This is a genomic window from Gramella sp. AN32 (assembly GCF_023718305.1).
GTDB lineage: Bacteria > Bacteroidota > Bacteroidia > Flavobacteriales > Flavobacteriaceae > Christiangramia > Christiangramia antarctica.
Genome location: NZ_QEYO01000009.1, coordinates 18,265 through 40,064 on the forward strand (window position 1 = coordinate 18,265; position 21,800 = coordinate 40,064).

At 38.5% G+C, this 21,800-nt stretch carries 19 protein-coding genes; 4 read left to right on the forward strand and 15 right to left on the reverse strand.

Going from position 1 to position 21,800, the window contains the following annotated elements; genetic code table 11:
* Positions 1–105 precede the first annotated feature (105 nt).
* From lysS to DHD80_RS11370, 4 genes are all read left to right on the forward strand, one after another.
* Positions 106–1,797 carry a lysine--tRNA ligase gene (lysS, locus tag DHD80_RS11355; protein WP_251741298.1) on the forward strand — a complete coding sequence of 564 codons (1,692 nt, stop codon included), beginning with the start codon at positions 106–108 and terminating at the stop codon, positions 1,795–1,797.
* Between the two features lie 137 nt (positions 1,798–1,934).
* Positions 1,935–4,430, forward strand: a complete 2,496-nt coding sequence (locus DHD80_RS11360; RefSeq protein ID WP_251741299.1) for a zinc-dependent metalloprotease — start codon at positions 1,935–1,937, stop codon at positions 4,428–4,430.
* A 129-nt stretch (positions 4,431–4,559) separates the two neighbouring features.
* On the forward strand, positions 4,560–5,021 hold the full coding sequence (locus DHD80_RS11365; protein WP_251741300.1) for a hypothetical protein: 462 nt from the start codon (positions 4,560–4,562) through the stop codon (positions 5,019–5,021).
* Between the two features lie 107 nt (positions 5,022–5,128).
* Positions 5,129–5,542 carry a hypothetical protein gene (locus DHD80_RS11370; RefSeq protein ID WP_251741301.1) on the forward strand — a complete coding sequence of 138 codons (414 nt, stop codon included), beginning with the start codon at positions 5,129–5,131 and terminating at the stop codon, positions 5,540–5,542.
* An 857-nt stretch (positions 5,543–6,399) separates the two neighbouring features.
* Here the strand turns inward: DHD80_RS11370 and DHD80_RS11375 are convergent.
* From DHD80_RS11375 to DHD80_RS11445, 15 genes are all read right to left on the reverse strand, one after another.
* Positions 6,400–9,141 carry a heavy metal translocating P-type ATPase gene (locus DHD80_RS11375; protein ID WP_251741302.1) on the reverse strand — a complete coding sequence of 914 codons (2,742 nt, stop codon included), beginning with the start codon at positions 9,139–9,141 and terminating at the stop codon, positions 6,400–6,402.
* A 120-nt stretch (positions 9,142–9,261) separates the two neighbouring features.
* On the reverse strand, positions 9,262–10,269 hold the full coding sequence (locus DHD80_RS11380; protein WP_251741303.1) for an SDR family oxidoreductase: 1,008 nt from the start codon (positions 10,267–10,269) through the stop codon (positions 9,262–9,264).
* Positions 10,270–10,359: 90 nt separating this feature from the next.
* Positions 10,360–11,625: a trehalase family glycosidase gene (locus tag DHD80_RS11385; RefSeq protein ID WP_251741304.1), complete on the reverse strand. Its 1,266-nt coding sequence runs from the start codon at positions 11,623–11,625 to the stop codon at positions 10,360–10,362.
* 14 nt (positions 11,626–11,639) lie between these two features.
* Positions 11,640–13,208, reverse strand: coding sequence for a vitamin K epoxide reductase family protein (locus tag DHD80_RS11390; protein ID WP_251741305.1), 1,569 nt, complete (start codon positions 13,206–13,208; stop codon positions 11,640–11,642).
* A 45-nt stretch (positions 13,209–13,253) separates the two neighbouring features.
* Positions 13,254–14,327: an NAD(P)-dependent oxidoreductase gene (locus DHD80_RS11395; RefSeq protein ID WP_251741306.1), complete on the reverse strand. Its 1,074-nt coding sequence runs from the start codon at positions 14,325–14,327 to the stop codon at positions 13,254–13,256.
* Positions 14,328–14,522: 195 nt separating this feature from the next.
* Positions 14,523–14,843: a four-helix bundle copper-binding protein gene (locus tag DHD80_RS11400; RefSeq protein ID WP_251741307.1), complete on the reverse strand. Its 321-nt coding sequence runs from the start codon at positions 14,841–14,843 to the stop codon at positions 14,523–14,525.
* 115 nt (positions 14,844–14,958) lie between these two features.
* On the reverse strand, positions 14,959–15,966 hold the full coding sequence (locus tag DHD80_RS11405) for a potassium channel family protein (protein ID WP_251741308.1): 1,008 nt from the start codon (positions 15,964–15,966) through the stop codon (positions 14,959–14,961).
* A 73-nt stretch (positions 15,967–16,039) separates the two neighbouring features.
* Complete coding sequence (locus DHD80_RS11410; protein WP_251741309.1) at positions 16,040–16,609, reverse strand: helix-turn-helix transcriptional regulator; 570 nt, start codon at positions 16,607–16,609, stop codon at positions 16,040–16,042.
* Positions 16,610–16,669: 60 nt separating this feature from the next.
* On the reverse strand, positions 16,670–17,227 hold the full coding sequence (locus DHD80_RS11415; RefSeq protein ID WP_251741310.1) for a DUF3347 domain-containing protein: 558 nt from the start codon (positions 17,225–17,227) through the stop codon (positions 16,670–16,672).
* A 43-nt stretch (positions 17,228–17,270) separates the two neighbouring features.
* Entirely contained in the window at positions 17,271–17,987 is a 717-nt protein-coding gene (locus DHD80_RS11420) for a PepSY domain-containing protein (RefSeq protein ID WP_251741413.1), read from the reverse strand.
* A 97-nt stretch (positions 17,988–18,084) separates the two neighbouring features.
* The gene (locus tag DHD80_RS11425; RefSeq protein ID WP_251741311.1) at positions 18,085–18,774 is read right to left on the reverse strand and encodes a DUF2231 domain-containing protein; all 690 of its coding nucleotides are present in this window, start codon (positions 18,772–18,774) and stop codon (positions 18,085–18,087) included.
* 253 nt (positions 18,775–19,027) lie between these two features.
* Positions 19,028–19,207: a hypothetical protein gene (locus tag DHD80_RS11430; RefSeq protein WP_251741312.1), complete on the reverse strand. Its 180-nt coding sequence runs from the start codon at positions 19,205–19,207 to the stop codon at positions 19,028–19,030.
* Positions 19,208–19,260: 53 nt separating this feature from the next.
* Positions 19,261–19,647 carry a DUF302 domain-containing protein gene (locus DHD80_RS11435; protein WP_251741313.1) on the reverse strand — a complete coding sequence of 129 codons (387 nt, stop codon included), beginning with the start codon at positions 19,645–19,647 and terminating at the stop codon, positions 19,261–19,263.
* Positions 19,648–19,849: 202 nt separating this feature from the next.
* Positions 19,850–20,440 (reverse strand): hypothetical protein, encoded by a 591-nt coding sequence (locus DHD80_RS11440; RefSeq protein ID WP_251741314.1) that lies wholly within the window; start codon positions 20,438–20,440, stop codon positions 19,850–19,852.
* A gap of 49 nt (positions 20,441–20,489) precedes the next feature.
* The gene (locus tag DHD80_RS11445) at positions 20,490–21,800 is read right to left on the reverse strand and encodes an APC family permease (protein WP_251741315.1); all 1,311 of its coding nucleotides are present in this window, start codon (positions 21,798–21,800) and stop codon (positions 20,490–20,492) included.

Here is a 21,800-nt window from a genome sequence, read left to right on the forward strand (position 1 = left end):
TGCAAAGATAGAATTATTATTTCGGCTAGTATGGACGTTGTTTGGGAGACTGATAGTCACTATATTTGCATCCGCATTTTTAAGCAATGCCATAAAAATTTGAATATGCAGCAATTATCAGAACAGGAACAAATTAGACGTGAGAAATTATCGGCGATCCGCAAAGCGGGAATTAATCCTTTCCCTGCAGACCTTTTTCCGGTAGATCATTTAACTTCTGAAATTAAGGCTAATTTTGAAGAAGGAAAAAAGGTGGTTATTGCAGGAAGATTAATGTCCCGAAGAATTCAGGGAAAAGCTTCCTTTGCTGAATTGCAGGACAGCCAGGGAAAGATTCAGGTTTATTTTAACCGCGATGAAATTTGTACCGGCGAGGATAAATCAAAATACAATGACTTCTATAAAAAATGGCTGGATATTGGCGATTTTATAGGAATCCAGGGCGAATTATTTAAAACCCAGGTTGGGGAGATGACCGTGATGGTAAAAGATTTTCAGCTTTTAAGCAAAGCCCTGAGACCGCTTCCTCTTCCTAAAACGGATAAAGACGGGAATACGCACGATGGGTTTAATGATCCTGAACAACGTTATCGCCAGCGTTATGCAGATCTTGTGGTAAACCCTAAAGTGAAAGAAGTATTCGTAAAGAGAACAAAATTGTTCAACGCCATGCGAAATTTCTTCAATGATAAAGGTTATTTCGAGGTGGAAACTCCTATTCTACAGCCCATTCCCGGTGGAGCTGCGGCAAGGCCTTTTGTAAGCCATCATAATGCCCTGGACATTCCCTTATATTTAAGAATTGCCAATGAGCTTTACCTAAAAAGATTGATAGTAGGAGGTTTTGATGGGGTTTATGAATTCTCCAAAAACTTTAGAAATGAAGGCATGGATAGAACCCATAATCCTGAATTTACTGCAATGGAGATCTATGTAGCCTATAAAGATTACAACTGGATGATGGAGTTTACGGAAAATCTATTGGAACATTGTGCCAAAGCTGTAAACGGAACTACAGAAGCAAGCTTCGGTGAACACCAGATCGATTTCAAAACCCCTTATAAACGGGTGACCATGACCGATGCTATTAAGCAGTTCACTGGTTTTGATATTACGGGGAAATCTGAAAAGGAACTTTTTGATGCCGCCAGAGGAATGGGTGTTGATGTAGATGAAACCATGGGAAAAGGAAAGTTGATTGATGAGATCTTCGGTGAAAAATGTGAAGGAAAATTTATCCAGCCTACGTTTATTACAGATTATCCCAAGGAAATGAGTCCGCTATGTAAAGTTCATCGGGAAAACCCCGAACTAACCGAGCGTTTTGAACTTATGGTATGTGGAAAAGAAATTGCCAACGCCTATTCAGAATTGAATGATCCTATAGATCAAAGAGAACGTTTTGAAGAACAATTGAAATTATCTGAAAAAGGCGATGATGAAGCAATGTTTATCGACAACGACTTTCTACGTGCGCTGGAATATGGAATGCCCCCAACTTCGGGCTTGGGTATTGGAATGGATAGATTGATCATGTTCTTAACGAACAAACAATCCATTCAGGAAGTTTTGTTCTTTCCGCAAATGAAACCGGAGAAAAAACAGGTAGAATTAAATGAAGAGGAAAAGGTAATTCTGGATTTAGTAAAAGGCGGTGAAGTACATCATCTTGATAAGATTAAGGCTCAGTCAGGTTTAAGCAATAAAAAGTGGGACAACTCTTTAAAATCACTTAGAAAGCATAAATTAATTGATGTTTTTAAAGAAGAAGAGATCTTAAAAATTAAGATCTCTTAGAATAGTGAATTAAAGTTTCTTCAGTTTTTTAAACCTTTGGGAACTATTATAGTCATAAGACCGCCAAATGGTGGTCTTTTCTTTTTTTACAGTAAATTACCGCCTTCATAATTCATATTAACTACAAAACAAACTTTATGATCAAAAAACAGAGCTTAAGGCTTTTAGTAGTCTTTCTTTCTTTATCCGTTTCAGGTTGCGCGGTATTCAATCCGCCAAAAAAGGAAACTACTCCTACTACCGCTAGCGGTGATGATGCAAAAAAAGACAAAGGGGGCCTAAAACCCTATAATAAAGTAATAACCAAAGAAGCAAAATCAGACGAAGGTCTTTTTACCGTGCACCAGGTAGATAATAATTATTTCTATGAAATACCTGACAGTCTTTTTAATCGCGAAATGCTTACCGTTACAAGAATCGCAAAAACTGCTACCGGAATTGGTTTTGGTGGTGGCAAACAAAATACCCAGGTAAATCGTTGGGAAAAGAAAGGCGATAAAGTGCTTTTAAGAGTCGTCTCTTATGATGTATTTGCGGCAGATTCGCTTCCTGTTCATGAAGCAGTGGTAAATTCTAATTTTGAGCCTATCCTTCAGTCTTTCGAAATAAAAGCCATTGGGAAAGATTCAATTTCCAAAACCACAGTTGTTGATGTGACCGATCTTTATAACAAAGATGTGCAGGCATTAGGCTTGCAGGATGGTGCAAGAAAGCGCTACAAGGTGACACGCCTTGACGAGAGCAGGTCGTATATAGATACCATCAGAAGTTATCCTGAAAATATTGAAGTGAGACATGTGAAAACTTACAACGCAGGCGAACCGCCATCCAATGAAAGTACGGGTTCTATCTCATTGGAATTCAGTAATTCCATGATCCTTCTTCCAAAAATCCCTATGGAAAGAAGATATTTTGACGAACGTGTAGGTTGGTTCACTACAGAACAAACCGATTATGGCCTAGAAGCTCAAAAAAGTGAAACTATTGAATTTCTTGATCGTTGGAGACTTGAAGTGAAAGATGAAGACCTGGAGAAGTTTAAAAACGGGGAGTTGGTAGAACCAAAAAAACAAATCGTTTATTATATCGATCGTGCCACTCCAGATAAATGGGTGCCTTTTATCAAACAGGGAATTGAAGACTGGCAGGTAGCTTTTGAAGCAGCCGGATTTAAAAATGCCATTATTGCGAAAGATGCTCCTACGAAAGCTGAAGATCCAGACTGGAGCCCGGAAGACGTAAGGTATTCAGTAGTGCGATACCTGGCTTCACCCATTCCAAATGCCAACGGCCCTCACGTAAGTGATCCCCGTTCTGGAGAAATTCTGGAATCTGATATTAACTGGTACCATAACGTAATGACGTTGCTAAGAAACTGGTTTTTTGTACAAACTGCCGCTATCAACGATGACGCCAAAGGAGTGGCATTTAAAGATGAAGTAATGGGAAGGTTAATTCGTTTTGTTTCTTCTCACGAGGTTGGCCATACCTTAGGTCTCCCCCATAATATGGGAAGCAGTGTTGCCTATCCGGTAGAAAAATTAAGAGATCCTGAATTTACTGCGGAATATGGAACGGCTCCATCTATTATGGATTATGCCCGCTTCAACTATATCGCGCAACCAGAAGATGGAGATGTTGCCTTAATGCCAAATATTGGGCCTTATGATAAATATGCCATTATGTGGGGGTATAAACCAATTCCCGGAAAAACCCCGCAAAGTGAAAAGCTGGTTTTGGATGAATGGATTTTAGAACATGCAAATGATCCAATTTATAGATTTGGAGGACAACAGGGAAATGTGATCGACCCGAGTTCTCAAACTGAAGATCTTGGTGATAATGCCATGTTGGCCAGTACCTACGGAATTGAAAACCTCAAAAGGATCGTTCCAAATCTGATAGAATGGACTGCAGAAGATGGTAAAGACTATGAAGATCTTGATGATCTTTACGGCCAGGTGCTTGCCCAATTCAACAGATATATGGGACATGTTGCGGCAAATATTGGGGGAGTATATCAGTATAACAAAACCTATGATCAGGAAGGTGCTGTATATACCCACGTTCCTGCGGAAAAGCAAAAAAGCGCCATGAAATTTCTTCAGGAGCAATTATTTGAAACTCCGGAATGGATGATCAATCAGGATATTTTCAATAAGATTGAATTTGATGGTAACCTGGAAAGGATCAGAAATATGCAGGAAAGAGCCCTGTCCAATATTATGGATTTTGGCAGAATGCAGCGTTTGATGGAAAATGAAGAGGTAAATGGTAACAAAGCCTATACTCTTTTAAATATGATGGAAGATTTGCGTAAAGGAATTTTTACTGAAGTAAATAATGGTCGAAATATAGACCGCTATAGAAGAAGTCTGCAAAGAGCCTATGTAGATCGTATGGAGTATTTAATGACTGAAGAACAGGAACCAATTCCTGCTCAATATCGCAGATGGATTAGCCGCAGCAATGTAAATGTTGCCCAAAGTGATATTCGCCCAATTGTTAGAGGTGAGTTAAACACTTTACAAAGACAGTTGCGGAATACAACAAATACTGGCAACACCTTAACCAGATATCACAAACAGGACATTTTAAAAAGAATTGATTTAATTCTCAATCCCATAAAATAATTAAAATTCTTTAACAGGATTTTGTAATTGAGGCTGCCGTTTTAACAACGGCAGCTTTTTTTAGTTAAAGTCTAAATTACTGATTTTCATATACTTTATATTTACATAATAATTTTAAAAATTTACATGATGAAAAAGATAAGTTTAATATTGGTCATGCTTTTTATATCTATAGGTGCTTTTGCACAAAAGGATATGAAAAAGATGAAAACAAACGAAGAGAAATCAGCAATGTATGCCGAGAAATTGTCTTCTGAACTTGGTTTAAACGCGAACCAGAAGGCGAGGATAAAAGATGCTAAAATAAAAATGCTTGAAGATAAAAAAGAGCTTATGGCAGAGCATAAAGAAGAAGCAATGGAAGGCCATCATAAAATGGCTGAAGAATCTGCTGAAATGAGGGAAGCAAAAATGAAAATTCAGGCAGATTTCAAAGAGGACATGAAAGATATTCTGGATGCTAACCAGTATATTAAGTGGGAAGCCATGCAGGATAAAGGAATGCATAAGAGCATGGATAAGAATAAAAAAATGATGTCCAAGAAAATGGATAAAATGGATCATGATGATGATGATGATGGAACTCTCTAAATGATGCCATATATAACAATTTTAAAAAGGGAACAGATTTTGTTCCCTTTTTTATTAAACCATTTGGATTATTTAAAGTCCAAGAAGAAAGTTTAAAACTTAAAAAGATGAAAAAAATATTTTTATTATTAATGTTGTTCGTGGGAGTAACCACTTTCGCGCAGGAGAGAGGGGAAAGACGTTCAGATATGTCTTCCGAAGAGATGGCAAAACTCAGAGCTGATAGACTGGGAATGCAACTTGATCTCAACGCAGAACAAATCGCAAAACTTCAGGCTTATTACGCAAAAGAAATTGAAGACCAGAGAGAGAACGCTTCTGAAAGGCGCAAGGAAACTAAAGAGGCCAGAGAAAAACTTTCCGAAGAACGTGCGGAAATGATGGAAGATCGTAAAGAGAAAATGGCTGAACAGGATAAAAAATTGAAAGAAATCCTAACTCCGGAACAGTTTATAAAATACCAGGCGCTTCAGGAAAAAAGAATGAAAGGCCGTAAAGATGGAATGCGAAGAAATAAATAGGTTAGTTTTTTGGTTGGTTAGTTGAAAAAGAGGGCTGTAGTTGGCCCTCTTTTTTTGGTATAAAACATCACGGTTATTTGATCAAGTTCAGCATGAGGGGATTGTAAAAACCCGCATCGTCACCCTAACTGGTTCCAGGTCTCTAATACGTAACCAAAAAAACGTTAATACTAGTGAAACGAAGCAGTCTCCATAATAGATTGTTTAATGCCTTCGCAATAACAACCAGCAGGGATACGTCCTCAGTTTCGGATTCGGGACCCGTAGGTGCATAATCCGTTCAAAAAGAATTGCTGTTTGAGCGAAGCGAGTTCAATTCTTTTAGGATTTAAACCGTTACGGGTGAACGAGAAACTGTAGACTAGCTTTTTTGTTTCTTTTTCAGCAATGGAAAAAGAAAAGAATGAAAATATGCTTCGACTGCACTCGCGATGATGAATAAAACTAAAGTCTAACTTAAATTGTTCCTAACGGAAAGAGGAATCTCATGATCATTAGCAATAATCAATTACCGAAATCCTGCTTGCACATTTCGACTCCGCTCAATGTGACAAAGCCTTCGTCATTGGGAGACCTGAATAATTTTCTGGCGTAGGAAATTGACGTATTTTTTAGTATCCCTAATGAGATGCTGAAACATCCCGATAGCTATCGGGACAGCATGACGACAATTCTAATACCGGCATCTTGACCCTGAACTGGTTTCAAGGCCTCTAATACGTAACCAAATAAAAAATACGTCCATGGTAAAACGTCAATGGCAGCAATGCGACTGAGAAATCTTATTCTTAACAAAGTGCGTTACTCGTTTAGAGATTTCTCCCTTCGGTCGAGATGACACAAAACCTAAAAAAAAATTACAATTTCGAATTCCTTAACCTCAACGCGTTCGCAATCACTGAAACCGAACTAAAGCTCATCGCCAAAGCTGCGATCATGGGTGATAATAAAAGTCCGAAAAACGGATATAACACACCCGCAGCTATCGGCACTCCAATCGTATTATAAATCAATGCGAAAAAGAGATTTTCCTTGATATTTTTCATCACCTTTTCACTTAGCCGAATTGCCTTAAGCACCCCTTTTAAATCTCCTTTTACCAGCGTAACCTCAGCAGATTCTATTGCAACATCGGTTCCCGTTCCCATAGCAATCCCAATATCGGCCTGGGCAAGTGCCGGTGCATCATTGATGCCGTCTCCTGCCATGGCTACTTTTTTTCCTTCCGCCTGAAGTCTTTTTACTTCTTCCATTTTATCCTGTGGCACCATTCCCGCTTTAAAGTCGGCGAGATTCAATTCTTTTGCCACGGCTGCCGCAGTTTTCTCATTATCCCCGGTAAGCATTACTACATTGATCCCTTCTTTTTGAAGTTCATTTAAGGCTTCCCTACTCGTTTCTTTGATCTTATCTGAAATAGTGACGAATCCAATTATTTTTGAATTGACAGCGAGGTAAGAAACTGTTTTTCCCTGTTCCTGCTCTGCAGTTACTTTACTGTTGATTTCTTCGGAAATTGCAGCATTTTCAGCCTGCATTAATTTATCATTTCCAAGAGCCAGCTGCTTTCCTTCAAATTTCGCCTCTACCCCTTTTCCTGTAACCGAATTAAAATCTGAAGCTTCTGCGTATTCAATATTTTGCGCATCGGCATATTTTACTGTTGCTGTAGCGAGGGGATGTTCACTTTGGGCATTTACTGAAGCAATCAAACGTGCGATTTCCTTTTCAGTATATTCTTCAGCAACTGAAACCACTTTTTCTACAGAGGGTCGCCCTTCGGTTATTGTTCCGGTTTTATCGATGATTAGGGTATCGATCTTATTCATTTCTTCCAGTGCACGGGCATTCTTGATCAAAACTCCATTTTTCGCACCTTTCCCTACTCCTACCATAACAGACATTGGCGTAGCAAGCCCCAGCGCACAGGGACAGGCAATAATCAACACGGCAATAGCATTTACCAGGGCATATACATAGGAAGGTTCCGGCCCATAAATGGCCCATACAATAAAAGTTATCACTGAAATAATGACTACCACCGGCACAAAATATCCAGAGATCGTATCGGCTAATTTTTGAATAGGTGCCCGGGAACGGCTAGCTTCATTCACCATTTTAATAATTTGGGCGAGAAGGGTTTCATCCCCTACTTTTTCAGCGGTCATGGTAAAACTTTGAGTTCCATTGATAGTTCCCGAACTAACTTTATCCCCTTCTTTTTTATCCACCGGAATTGGCTCGCCGGAGATCATAGCTTCATCAATACTGGATTTGCCTTTTTTAATTGTCCCATCCACAGGAATTTTATCCCCTGGCTTTACCCGTAAAATATCACCTTGCTGAATTTTATCTACTGAAATAGTTTCTTCTTTTCCATCTATTACCCTTACCGCAGTATTAGGGGCTAGTTTTAATAATTCTTTAATCGCTGAATTCGTACGGCTATGTGCGCGTGCCTCCAACACCTGCCCCATAAGAACCAGTGTAAGGATTACCGTAGCTGCTTCAAAATAAACATGCACGGTCCCCATTTCAGTCTTAAATTGATCGGGAAAAAAGTTTGGAAAAAGCATTCCAAAAACACTAAAAATCCAGGCCACCCCGGCGCCAATCCCAATAAGGGTAAACATATTTAGATTCCAGGTTTTTATAGACCTCCAGGCACGTTCAAAAAACATCCAGGTCGCATAGAAAACCACCGGAAGCGAAAGGCCAAATTGTACCCAGTTCCAAACTTTCATATCTGCCAGATTGTAAAGGGGATTATCCGGGATCATTTCAGACATCGCAATAAGGAAAATTGGCACGGTGAAAGCAACCGCGATCCAGAATTTTTTAAGTAAATTCTTATAACCCTTCTCTTCAGCCGATGCTTCAGGCTCCATAGGAACCAGATCCATCCCGCAAATGGGGCAATCACCTGGTTCATCCTTAACAATCTCAGGATGCATGGGACATGTATATTGCGTAGATTGAGAAACTGAGCTTACTTCTTCCACTAAATCCATCCCGCATACGGGACAATCGCCGGGTTTGTCATAAGTTTTATCTCCTTCACAATGCATAGGGCAATACCAGGAGCCTCCCCCCGACTCCCCGCCTAAGGAGGGGGGCTTTTTTTCAATTTTAGTACCGGGAGGATGGATATGGTAATTTCCACCGTCTTTTTGAAGGGCTTTTTCGAAAGTTTCAATTTCGATATGCTCTTTCATGCTAATTTCTGCTTCTTCTTTTTTAAGATCTACGGAAGCTTCAATTACGCCTTCTACTTCATTTAATGTCTTTTCTACATGGGAGCGGCAGCCATTGCAGGTCATTCCGCTAACTTTATATGTATGCTTCATCACTTTATCCATCTTCGCTTTTTCGGAATTAGAACCTTTGGAAGAGTTTTCTATAGCATAATTCCCGCCCGCTTCTTTTAAAGCCTGCTGTAATTTTTCAATTTTGATATGCTCTTTCATGCTAATTTCCGCTTCGGCTTTTTCAAGATTTACTGAAGCATTTGTTACACCTTCGACTTCATTCAAAGTTTTTTCCACATGGGAGCGACAACCATTGCAGGTCATTCCGGTAATTTTATAGGTATGTGTCATCTTTATAATCTATTTCAGTTAAATTTTAAAAATCAGCTTCTTCTTTATTTGCCCTTTGTATCAGTAGTTATTGAAAGAATATCCTTTCTATATAAAGTATTCCTAAACCATCATCCATTTTTAATTTACCTTTTTTGAAAAACCCGTCAACAAGGCAAGTCCTACTAAAGCAGCGCCAAAAATTCCAATGACCTTTTTATTTTCAACAATTTTATCATAAATGCTATAATCCTGAGCCCGATTGGCAAAGCCACCGTAAATACCCTGATCACCCGGTACCGGGTCCCAAAGGTTATTTTCTCTATCTTCATCTTCAGGCTCATTGGTCAACTGGCCGCTTATACCATTTTTCGCCATATAATGGTCCAGAAATTCAGGCACTAATTTATTGCCCCAAATAGTTTGCACCGTGGGATAACCAACCATACGCAACCGTACACCAGATTTTGCGACTTCTACAATTGCCCGCGCCGCTACTTCCGGTTGATAAATTTTTCCCATTGGTTGTGGTTTTTTATCGAACCTGGTTTTCACCCAACCAAATTGTGTGGTGTTCATGGCGGGAAGATGTACAATAGAAAGGTCTATATTTAAATTGTCATGTAAAAGCTCTGCGCGCAAGGATTCAAAGAACCCCTGAATAGCGTGTTTGGAAGCACAATAAGCTGACTGAAGTGGTATTCCCCGATAGGAAAGTGCCGAACCGACCAATATGATCCTGCCCGAATTTCTTTCCTTCATTCTTTTTAATGCTGCCAGTGTACCATATACCTGTCCCAAATAAGTGACATTGGTCACCCTGCTATATTCTTCAGCGCTCATGTCTATAGCTTTACTAAAAACACTTACCATAGCATTATTTATCCAAATATCTATGGGACCAAGATGTTCTTCGGCATAATCTGCGGCTGCTTCTATTTGTTTCGCATCAGCAACATCAGCTGAATAGACCCAGGCCTGGCCGCCGCAGGCTACTACATCACGCTTAGCCCCTTCCAGTCCATCTTTACCTCTGGCGATCAATAATATTTTAGCCCCTTCTTTGGCAAATTCTTTGGCCGTTGCCCTTCCAACCCCAGCTGAAGCGCCGGTTATTACTACTACTTTGTTTGTATTTGAATTGTCCATTCTAATTAAATTTTTTATTCGAATTGATAATTTACAACAGCTAGTGATTTATGGTCATTAGCGTTTTATATTAATTATATTTATGTCTCCTTATGTATCCTTTTTGGAAATCATATCGGTTATTAGCCCAGCCCAGGTAAAATCCTGTGCCCCATAACCTTCTCCCGTAAAGGGATTATAATATTCCCTGAATCCACTTTTTTCAATAAGTGTCCTAATATTATCTGCTATTTTTGCGGCTTCTTTCTTATAATCGTTATTTAAGAAAACATTATAAAGGAACCAATTATTAACAATCCAGGTAGGCCCCCTCCATATATAGATGGACTCTTTAGGATTAAAGGAAGGCTCACTTATAGCGACCGAAGGTAATGGGAAAGCAGTATTAAAATCCTCCCCTTTAATTAAATGCTTTTCGATTACCTTTTTAACTATACTTTTTTCTATAGTTTCCAAAGAGAGGGGGTAAAAGATCGTTGGCGTTTTCACTTTTAAATGCGTATTGTCTTTTCCGTAGCAATCATAAAAAGCAGCGTCTTCTTCATGGTACATTATTTGTAAAATGCTTTTTTCTACTTTATTGGCCAGTTCGTCGTAAGAATTAGCGTCATTATCTTCCACCATATCGCAGAGCCTCGACATGGCTCTGAGGTTTTGAGCATAAATACTATTAAACCCTGCACCCTTTACCTGAAAATAATCTTTCTGATGAATTTTTTTTAAATTATAATTATTTATAAAATTCCTGACATCTACTGCTACCACTTTCACAAAAAGTTCGGCATTGGCTTTACCCCGAAAATTAAAAATTTGATCGTAAGTAGGTTTCCAGTCCATTCCCGATTCAAAAGGGGAGATTATCGTCAAAAGATGATCACCATCAAAATCCCTGTTCTCTTGCAGCCACTGGTAATATTTTTTTAAATTGGGCAGTACCTCTTTTAAAAATGCAATATCGCCCGATTTGTTAATGAGCCTTTCTACAGCCATAGCTATTATTGGCGGTTGAATTAATGCGCTCATATGGCTTTTATAAAGGTTCTTAAACCGGGGCTTGGACTGAAAAAAATCTACCCATCTTCCCGGTTTTAATCGATCCCAATAAATCATATGTCCTAAAAATCCATCTTCCTTTTGAAATGAAATCAGACTTTTAATGTGCGCCTTGGCCATTCCGAATTCGTCTAAATTGCATAGTATAAATACATGAAAACAGGTATCCCAAAAAAACTGATAAGGATATGTATCTGGAGAAGGTTTTGTATAATGGTAAATTACTTTATTTCCTTCCTTTTTACGCACCATATTTTCATGTAGGAGCTTACGGCTTTTTTCAAAAATTTCGTTATTGGTCATTTAATTTGAAAATGTTATTTAACATACTTATCCCAAAGGCCATACTGTTCCAATATAGGCCCCCTGGGGAAAGATAGACCCGCCACTACAACACCCGTTATCGTGCTACTTATGGAGAGCATAAAGTTACCATCTTCAATAAACCACGGTAAGATGGCGATGGCCAATCCCAACAAAATATTTAGATATCGACCAAACCTTAATGGTTCAGCCATTACCACAACGGCGATCACTACCACCAATGCACCGCCCAAATGGTTTAAATCTGCCGCTGACGCCTCTATCCCGACCCCAAATACCGTAGGTGAAAACATAAGCCATAATCCCAAAACAACGGAAAGGCTCAGGGTCCAGGAGGAACTCATTCCCCAAATAGAAGACTTAAATACATTCCAGGGTTTTTGCGGAAGTTCAAGCAATGCAGGCGAACGCTCATCATTTTGGGTAGATATTGCCTCGCCACCTTTCCAAAACACTTTCCATAAAGAATCCCCTTTACGTTTTCTTTGTACCATGTGTTGCCCCATGGCAATCACCTCATCAATTTGTAATGGGATCATAGGCAGCATAACAATGGCCGTGAAGAGACAGAGGGCACACCAGGCCCCTACAGATAGGGGTTGGGAAATTACCAAAAATATACTTACAAAACCCAGGGGGATTACCAGGATCCCAAAGAAAGTTACCATCCAGGGCATGGTACGCCACCTGGAAGTCCCTCCCATAAACCCCATTAAAAATTCAAGGGAATATGCCAGGGTCCCCAAAGCAGCATCTGAAATTGGAATGGAGTGGGACATTTTAGAATTTAAGACCTTTAATGTACCATCCCCGAAAAATGGGTCCCAGGCATAATCTACATATCCCAACTGAAAAGCCCCCAGGTAACGGGAAGCTATCCACCCCACAAAAGCCAAAGCTATCATGATCCATCTTTGGGGCCAACTTGAAGGGTTATAAGACCATCCCGGCGGGACATCGCCCCCCATTTTCATAAACATAATCATATTGGGCATCCCGGGAATAAGAATAGTCAAAGCGATAATCAAGGCTCCCACCACAGTGCTATTATAATAGGCTACCGCCGTAGGCGCCCAAAAAATAAGGGGTGCCATACTTATCCATATTCCCACAAAACAGCAAATCCATATACTTATAGGCCTGTTAGGGGTAAGGGACCGCAATCCTAAAATCATAAGTAACAATCCGCTGAGTATATCGCTCCATTTCATATAATTTATGCGTTCGCTTAAGCTAAGCCATAGCTCCCTGCCACCACTGGGTTCTACCGTCCCTACACTATAGCTAAATGTAAATGGCGATGATACCATCCAAATACCCAGCAATATAATGGCCCAATACACCCACAAAGTTTGCTTGTGGTGCATACGGAGCATTTTCATCCGGTCCATACCCGATCCTTCTTTCTCTTTTTCCTCCTTTTCATCCTGGTTACTTTGATTGTTGGAAGATTTTTTCATGTCCATCTCGGCCATTGGCCGTGTAACTCCCCGTTTGCCCATTTCCCCATGCTGATTTTTTTCTTTTTCCGAATGATCTCCTGAATTTTTGTTGGTTGCCATGAATTAATATTTTACTGGTTTAACGTGTTCCATTATGTAATCCTTCTATTTTTTAATAGCTGAAGGCGGTTCCAGGTTGTTTTCCTTATACCAGGAAAGCGGATCCGATTCTAAGTTTTCAATGATTCGCGGCAAGGTTGTCTTCAACCGGTGCCGGGGCTCCCAATCCAGGAATTTTCGCGCACGGCTTATATCAAGTTCCATATGGTCATCAGTAAGATCCACCATCCAAGGCTTAATAAATGGATCTCCAAAAATGCCCTGCACCCAGGCCCCAGATTTTGCCACGAATTTGGGGATTTTGTAAGTTTTCCACTCTTTGTTATGAAGGAGTTGGGCAATTTCCTGTTGCAGCTCGATAAAACTCATCGTTTCAGGCTCCCCAAGGTTAATGGTTGTCTCATCTGAAAAATTGCTCCTTTTCTCTATCGCCTTTAGAATAGCACCAACTAAATCATCAAGATGAATATAAGGGTTGCCATGATCGAACTTCCCAGGGTATAGGTGACTGGTTAATTGATTTTCATTGATACGCTGAATGTGATTGGCAATAGGGATAGAATGTCCTTTATCGCTATAGACCCCGGCTATACGCAGGTTCATCACCGGTATATCCCCTCGTTGGGAATGCAGGATTTTTTCGGTATCGACTTTAGATTGCGGATAGTCCCATTTTGGCTCCACAGGGGAATCCTCTGTAATTTTAATTCCTGGGCTTGTAGGTTTATAGACTAATAAACTGCTAGAAAAAATAAACTGTTCTACCTCAAAATCCTGTAATAATTTTAAAAGCCGGGCTGTACCTTCTACGGTTATTTTTTGATAGAGAGGGCTGGGCTCTCCGGAAAAGTCATAATATGCCGCAAGGTGGACAACACACGCAATTTTATTTCCATACGCAAAACGTATACGTTCAAAGGCATGTTTCATGCTTGAATCTGAAGTGATATCAATACAAACACATTCTGCCGTTGGGGGTGGAAAAGGGTAACCTACATTATCCAGGCCTACTACCAGATAATTTTTGGCAAGTTCGTTAATAAGGGTTGTACCAATTAGTCCGCTACTCCCACTAACTATAATAACTTCTTTCTCTGTTTTAATTGCCGGTTTATCCATAAGATTTTATTCCAGGTGTAATTCTTCATGTAGGTTAACATCCATTTCCCAAAGATTTCTTTTGTTTTATATTATAGCTCCTATCAAGCTAACACAAAGCATTATTTTTAGGCTTATTCACCGGTATATTCCAGCTATTCTTCAAAAAAACCCGGGCTATGCCGGGTTTTGAACAAAACTAAACTTAATGATTTATTAAGCGGCAAAAGCATTGCAGGCTTCAACACATTCACGACAGGCTTTCGCGCAATCTTTACAATGCTGAGCTTCATGTTTTTCACATTCATCGGCACATTTTTCACATACTTTTTTACAATATTCAACCAATCCCTGCACATCCTTATAACTGGTGGCCAAAATTTGACTTAATGAAGAGCAAGCTTCAGCACAAACACGGTCTATGCGTATACAATCTACCATCATCTTTACATCATCTTCATCCAGGCAGGCATCTGCACAGTAATTACAGTGGTTGATACAATTTCCCAGTGCTTTAATCAATTTTTCATTTCTCATAATTCTTTATATTTAATATGGTTTATATAAAAATAATGAGGATTATCTACTCAGACATTGAAAATAATGCTAAGATCTTTCGATTTTAAAGATATTTAACTAAGCCTGCTAAAATTTAAGAACTTTTTTTGTCTACCTCGTCCCATTCCCAGCCATCCTGAGCAACCAATGTTTTAAAAAACCTACGTTTTTCCTTGATACTATCTGCTACAATAATATTAGCAGAGTCCTCAAGCACCATACTTCTTTTTTTCAGGATTTGGATGGAAACAGCAGGTGGGGTTTCCTTTACCAGGCTTATATGGGTAACTTCAGAAATGGTTTCAAAATAGTTTTCAAAGGCAATGATCAACGGCTGGATATCTTCAGCAGCGGGTTGATTTTCTTTCTTTATTTTATCTGTAATAATAATCATCGCTTCATATAAACGTGCCAGTTGCAAAACGACATTATTTTTTTGCTTGGGATTGTGGAAGTAATGAATAACCGGGTACGCCCTATGCTGCTGACTATATTTTATAATGGAATCTGATATATCATCAATTTTATCGATCAACCTTTTAAAATCTTTTTTATTCCATGAATTAAGCACGATTTCCTGTGGGGTACTGCCTAAAGTACTAAGACTAATACCTAATTTTTGCTGCTCGATTACTGCGGAAAGAACAGGAATAAAATAGGTGACAGACATGGTAAGTAGAATAAGCCCGGTAAAGGAATAAATGCTAGTTAAAATCCTCCATACATCGCCAGCGGGTATAAAATCACCCATCCCTAAAGTTGAAAGGGTAAAGCCACTATAGTAAACCACCTGCCAGAACCCAGCCGCCATTTTAGTAGAACTTTCAATGATAGCTCCAGGATTGGAATATAACATAAGGACCATACTACTCCATAAAGAAACGACCCATATCAAAACAATGAAAATTAGCAAAATATAACCTGCGTGGCTCAGAATTTTTGAGCTTCCATTTTTACCTGACAGGTTTAAAAACCCTTTCCAAAAAATATGGGAAAAACGGCTCGTCAACCAGCCTGCCCCCTGCATGGAAAGTGTGGTTTGTATCACATCGATTACTATTAAGAGATAGATGATAATGCCTAAAATGGAAAAAATATTCATTTATATGATTTCTTTGATTAGTAGAACTTTATTAAAAAGTGTAGCAGTTCCAAAAGTTTATGTTGTACTTACCTTAGAAAATATCTAGGCTTTGCCTACATTTTACTTTTAAATTTTTATATACCGAAGGGGAATAACCGGTAGCTTTCTTAAAAGAACTCGATAAATAAGCGGGAGTGGAATATCCCAGCCTATCAGAAATATTGGTGATGCTCAATTCATCATACTCTAATAATTCCTTAACACGTTCAATTTTTATCCTATTGTAGAAACTCTGGATGGTATAGCCTTCATGCTGAGTAAAAAGATGCGTAATATGTCCATATTCATACGGAATTTTTTCAATAATAATTTCGGAAAGTTTTTTTGAAGAAAATTCATCAGAATAAATATCATCCAGGATCGCCGATTTAATCTCATTTATAATTTTGTGCTCACGGCGCTCAATCAGCTTAAAACCCACCTTAGAAAATTCTTTGCCCAGCTTCAGCTTTTGCATATTGTTTAAGGGACTTTTTAAATGCGCCTTTCCCAATTTTATTTCATAAAAAGGAATACCCAACTGGTCCAAAATATTCTGAACACTTATAATGCACCTTTTACAGACTACATTTTTAATATGAACGATGGTTTCACCAGGCATAATAATAATTTATGAAATTAACCCTGCAAGGTTTTGAAAACCTTGCAGGGTTAAAATAATTTAATTGAGGGTTTCTTCTACCCTACCGCATTTAAGCATTTTATCCCCAAAATATGGGTTTCTAATTTCTTTGGAATTCGAATACCAATAATCCCCTTTTCCTTCAAAAGCCATGGGACAATATTGCTTGTAAATTTCGCCGGAAGTCAATGCCCCATCCAATATCGGTTCCATCGCGCTGGTTAATTCTGAAAAAGCCTCACGCTGTACGTTAATGTCGCTGGCAGAAGCTATTTTATTTGCGGCTGCCAAAACCTCCCCCTGACTCTTTTCTGAAAGTTTTTGGGCATGTTTTGCAGCAGTTTCCGTCTCAGCCGCCACAAGTGCATCTTTTACTTCTTTATAATATTTAAAGATTTCAGCAGTTTTCTCTTCATTAAACGTTACCTCGTTTTCCGCGCCCCTTTGAGCGATATCATTATTGGTGTCATTTGCTTCTTCACCCCGCATTTGCATTTCTACTTTTGCATCTTCATCCTCTACTTTACTATCCTTGCACGAGCTAAACCCAAGAGGTATTAATGCTAGAATAGCTACATTTTTAATTATCCTGTTCATTTTTTAAAATTTAATTGTACTTGAAATTATTTATAAATTAGGGCTAAGCCTTGCCTTTCAGCTTTTGTAAAACTTTTCTAACACTAGGGGAAGAAATATACCATAATAAGAAGCCACTTAAAACGGTTATTAATCCCAACAAGGAGAAGGCGCGCAATAAGGTATTGTTAAAATCATCTCTTCCTTCATAATCCATGGTATGGGTCATCCATAAAAAATCGAACCAGCGCCAGTCCCTATGGCGCACGCTTTTAAAATTCCCGGTTAATGCCCCTACATATGCCTTCAGGTTTTCATTTGTATTATAAGAAATTACATAGGCAGGCAATAAATTTTCCCGGTATTCGTGGTGCTTGCCAGTTTTAGTAATTCTTTTAATGCCTGAAACTTCCAAACCTTCTAGCATATATCTTGACGCAATATCCAGTGCCTGCTGCTCGCTTATTTCTCTGATCTTTTCTCCAGAACAGGCATCCATCAGGAAATCCTCATTAATATAATAAAAAGGTTTTCCCGATATTTCCTGAAGTTTTACCGTGGTTACTTCAAGAGCTGGATCCAACATCGTCGGACTTTTAAGATCCGAAAACGCCGAATGCATCGGTTCTTGTTTTTTAAACTGATCCCCATGGATTTCATCCAAATCGGTCCAGCTAAAATAAAGTCCGCTTAGCGTCCACATTATAAATTGTATCCCAATAAACAATCCCAAATAGCGATGCGTTTTTCTAATATTCAACGCGGTTTTTCTTTTTACGATCATTTATAACTACTTAAATGTATTTGGTGAAACCTAGATTTCATTTGAATACAAAATTAGAATAATCCAATCTTCTTAAATAAATTAGAAAACTAATCTAATGACTATGCCCCTCTTCTTCAGGTTCCAAGTATTCACCCTGAGGGCCTACTCCTTCTATATACACCAATTGTGCGCCATAGTGCCCTGCTTCTGAAACCGAATACGCAGCAAATGCCAATACGAGAAAAACAACAACTTCGAAGATCCGGTTCTTTTTTAATAAAAATAAACTCACTAATTTTAAGGTAGCAGCAGCGGCACTGGACCATATTGTCCAATCTGCATATTTATCGTGTTGTTCCAGAACTTTCTTGGCCATTGCCGTAAGTTCATGGGTATGGGGATGCGCATATTGCCCGGCTATGTAAGCCCCAATAAACCCGAATCCTACCATTAAAAAGATTACCCAATCCATGTTTCTTTTTAGTAGAAATAATTGAATTAATTGAAGTATAGCTCCTATTAAAAGCAATACGATAGGAAAATGCACTACCAAAGGATGTAAATTTGGAAAATCATCCAGATTCGCTTTTACGCTATTTTTCTCACTATTTTTATTTTCCTTTTGAATTTTAGTTTGCCCATCATTTTCCGCAGCATGCAATTCTGTATGCGTGGTGATGGTATCTGGGTCTAATATTTGTCCCTGATTTTCTGAAGAATGTTCATGGTTTTCATGATTTTCCTGCGATTGCACAACCAAGGACAGTATGCTAAAAATGAATAAAAAAACCGTTCTTTTCATATGTAGATATTTATTGTTTTTTAATGGTCATATGCAATTCGCATATCTTTATTGGTGTTTGTATTTGTATTCCCGTTATGCTCATTTCATAATTCTGATTTTTGAATCTTCTCAATTGAATAAAATAACTCTCTATGAAACGGTTTTAAAAAGGGTCTTTATGGCAAAAAGGAAAATGGAGGATAACTAAAATAATCAACTAACTACATTAAAACAAACTCCTCCTTTTTCCCTTATAACTTCCATTGATACCTTAGTCGGTGTGACTATGATCATCTTCGTGATCCATACCTTCCTCATGATCCATTTGCATATCGTCATCTTTCATTCCATCATGTTCCATTTCCATATCATCCATATCGTCGTGTTCCGTTTCTGTAGTCTCCCTGCAAGAAATTACAGAAAAGTTTAATGCGCTAACAAACAAGAGCATTATTAAAATTTTTAAATTTTTCATTGGTTTATGGTTTTTAGTGAATAATATAATTATAAACTTGAAATTACTTTTTCCAGTTTCCCCTGTATTTCCTTTGCGACCTCATTTAAAGCATCATTTTCAACGGCCTGCATAGATGCTATAGGATTCACGGCTGCGACTTCAATCTCCCCTGGATTCTTTTCCTGAACTATAACATTACAGGGCAGCATGGTGCCTATCTTGTCTTCTGCCTTTAAGGCCTTATGGGCATAAGGTGCATTACAGGCCCCGAGTATGCGATAATTTCTAAAATCGACATCCAGTTTCTTTTTTAAAGTTTCGGTCACATTGATTTCAGTCAAAACCCCAAAACCTTCTTTTTCCAGTTCTTTGGTTACTTTATCAATAACCTGTTCAAATTCGCCTTGAATTGTTTTATTAAAATAATACTTCATGGTTTATTTATTTTAAATCGAGATTTTCTATTTTTCAAATTCGTCCTTGGATATCTCAGCCTTGCATATATTTTTTTCAAGTATTTGCATAGGGCCATTGCCAAGGTTTTTATCTTTTTTCATCCATCCCCCAACAGGTAAAATGATCGCTGCCATCATCGTAGCTCCAATCAAGACCAACCATCATCATAATTTTTAAAAATTATGGTAGTGGATTATGATCTTTATGTTCCTTGTTTTCTTTTTTTGATTTTTCCATATGTTGCTTCATCTTCTCCATCATCTCCGGGTCGTCATGCATTTTATCCATCATCTTCTTCATCAATTCAGGATCTTCCTTCATTTTCTTCATCATACCATCCATCATTTTATTGCGAAATTCCTGGTCCGTTTCCATCTTGTGCTCCAATTCATGCATCATTCCCTTTTTCATTTCGGGATTGTCCTGCATCATCTTTTGCATTTTTTCTTTCATTTCCGGGTCATTCATCATTTTCTCCATATGCGACATCATTTTCTCTTTCATTTCAGGATTCTTTTCCATCATGACTTTCATGTTTCCGGAATCCATCATTTGCATATGGTTTTGTATCAAGGTCTTTTTGGCTGCTTCATTACTTGCAGCGACATCTAAAAGCTCTGAAAATTTATTCTGATCTGAAACAATAGATCTATAAAGTTCGTTACGGTTTTCGTCATTTTCAAGGATTTCAGGAGCATTAAATGTTGCGGTGCAACTACTCAAGAATATCACAAAGAAGAGACTGACAAATAAAAATTTAAAATTTTTCATAATTTATTATTTTAAGTTTATCTATTAGGTTTGATATACTTCTCTTTTACTAATTCGCCATCTCTGTTTCAGAAGACTGATGCTTGAGAAACCAGTTTTCACTAAAGAAAATAACTAAAATAGAAGCAACTGCTATTCCTATTAATAATGGATCTTTTTCAATTTTTATCCATACAAAAGCAAAAAGAACAACTACATCCAAGACAAGGGCACTGATAACAATACCCGGCTTAAAATCGATCTTGTTCTTCAAATTTTTTAAAACACCCCAATGAACAATAATATCCATAACTAAATAATAGATCGCGCCAAGGGAGGCAATTCTGGTTAAGTCAAAAAAGATGGTCAGGGTGATGGCGATCACCACAACATACACTAACATATGCTTTTGTACGCTTCCCTTCATTCCGAAGTGGCTATGGGGGATCAACTTCATATCTGTTAACATCGTAGTCATCCTGGAAACGGCAAAAATACTGGCTATCACGCCAGATACGGTTGCAATTATGGCAATTGCTACCGTAAACCACAAGCCAAATTTTCCAAATAATGGTTTTGAGGCCTGGGCAAGGGAATAGTTTTTAGCTTCTACGATTTCCGCAATAGAAAGGTTGGAGGTGACACCCCATGAGACTAGTAGATACACCACTGCGCAAATTGACAAGGAAATAATAATCGTTCTGCTCACATTCTTATGAGGGTTTACTATTTCGCCACCACTGTTTGTGATAGTAGTAAAACCCTTATATGCCAAAATAGATAAGGCTAGAGCACCCATATATTCCATCACCCCATTTTGTGGTGGCCCCGCTGGAACTAAATCTGTTGCTACAAAACCCGAAGCATAAATTGCACCGCCGGCAAAAATCAACAATCCTCCAGTCTTAAGAACCGCCATGATGAAGGAGGATTTTCCAATCACCTTATTCCCCAGGATATTAATTAAAAAAGCAACGATAAGGAGGCCTACTCCCAGGGCAGGAACCAACAACTTATTGTCACCGGCATCGAACAGTTGCAAGGTATAAGTTCCAAAAGTACGTGCAACAAGACTTTCGTTGATAACCATGGAAAATGTCATTAATAATGCTGCGAAAGCCGTTATGATGCCCTTGCCATAAGCTTTTTCAAGATACATCGCTATACCTCCTGCTGAAGGGAAGGCATTGGACATTTTTATATAAGAATAAGCACTAAAGCCAGAGATTATCCCTCCAACCACAAAAGCCAGAGGGAAGTATTTTCCTGAAAGTTCAGCTACCTGACCCAATAAGGCAAATATACCCGCACCGATCATTACATTGGTTCCCATGGAAATTGCGCCAATTAAGCTAAGACTGTTCTTTTTATACTTCTCCAT

What these genes read in the sequence shown, in the direction of transcription:
- lysS (WP_251741298.1), top strand. Translation starts at nt 106, where the DNA reads ATGCAGCAATTATCAGAACAGGAACAAATTAGACGTGAGAAATTATCG.
- DHD80_RS11360 (WP_251741299.1), top strand. Translation starts at nt 1,935, where the DNA reads ATGATCAAAAAACAGAGCTTAAGGCTTTTAGTAGTCTTTCTTTCTTTA.
- DHD80_RS11365 (WP_251741300.1), top strand. Translation starts at nt 4,560, where the DNA reads ATGAAAAAGATAAGTTTAATATTGGTCATGCTTTTTATATCTATAGGT.
- DHD80_RS11370 (WP_251741301.1), top strand. Translation starts at nt 5,129, where the DNA reads ATGAAAAAAATATTTTTATTATTAATGTTGTTCGTGGGAGTAACCACT.
- DHD80_RS11375 (WP_251741302.1), bottom strand. Translation starts at nt 9,141, where the DNA reads ATGACACATACCTATAAAATTACCGGAATGACCTGCAATGGTTGTCGC.
- DHD80_RS11380 (WP_251741303.1), bottom strand. Translation starts at nt 10,269, where the DNA reads ATGGACAATTCAAATACAAACAAAGTAGTAGTAATAACCGGCGCTTCA.
- DHD80_RS11385 (WP_251741304.1), bottom strand. Translation starts at nt 11,625, where the DNA reads ATGACCAATAACGAAATTTTTGAAAAAAGCCGTAAGCTCCTACATGAA.
- DHD80_RS11390 (WP_251741305.1), bottom strand. Translation starts at nt 13,208, where the DNA reads ATGGCAACCAACAAAAATTCAGGAGATCATTCGGAAAAAGAAAAAAAT.
- DHD80_RS11395 (WP_251741306.1), bottom strand. Translation starts at nt 14,327, where the DNA reads ATGGATAAACCGGCAATTAAAACAGAGAAAGAAGTTATTATAGTTAGT.
- DHD80_RS11400 (WP_251741307.1), bottom strand. Translation starts at nt 14,843, where the DNA reads ATGAGAAATGAAAAATTGATTAAAGCACTGGGAAATTGTATCAACCAC.
- DHD80_RS11405 (WP_251741308.1), bottom strand. Translation starts at nt 15,966, where the DNA reads ATGAATATTTTTTCCATTTTAGGCATTATCATCTATCTCTTAATAGTA.
- DHD80_RS11410 (WP_251741309.1), bottom strand. Translation starts at nt 16,609, where the DNA reads ATGCCTGGTGAAACCATCGTTCATATTAAAAATGTAGTCTGTAAAAGG.
- DHD80_RS11415 (WP_251741310.1), bottom strand. Translation starts at nt 17,227, where the DNA reads ATGAACAGGATAATTAAAAATGTAGCTATTCTAGCATTAATACCTCTT.
- DHD80_RS11425 (WP_251741311.1), bottom strand. Translation starts at nt 18,774, where the DNA reads ATGAAAAGAACGGTTTTTTTATTCATTTTTAGCATACTGTCCTTGGTT.
- DHD80_RS11430 (WP_251741312.1), bottom strand. Translation starts at nt 19,207, where the DNA reads ATGCTCTTGTTTGTTAGCGCATTAAACTTTTCTGTAATTTCTTGCAGG.
- DHD80_RS11435 (WP_251741313.1), bottom strand. Translation starts at nt 19,647, where the DNA reads ATGAAGTATTATTTTAATAAAACAATTCAAGGCGAATTTGAACAGGTT.
- DHD80_RS11440 (WP_251741314.1), bottom strand. Translation starts at nt 20,440, where the DNA reads ATGAAAAATTTTAAATTTTTATTTGTCAGTCTCTTCTTTGTGATATTC.
- DHD80_RS11445 (WP_251741315.1), bottom strand. Translation starts at nt 21,800, where the DNA reads ATGGAGAAGTATAAAAAGAACAGTCTTAGCTTAATTGGCGCAATTTCC.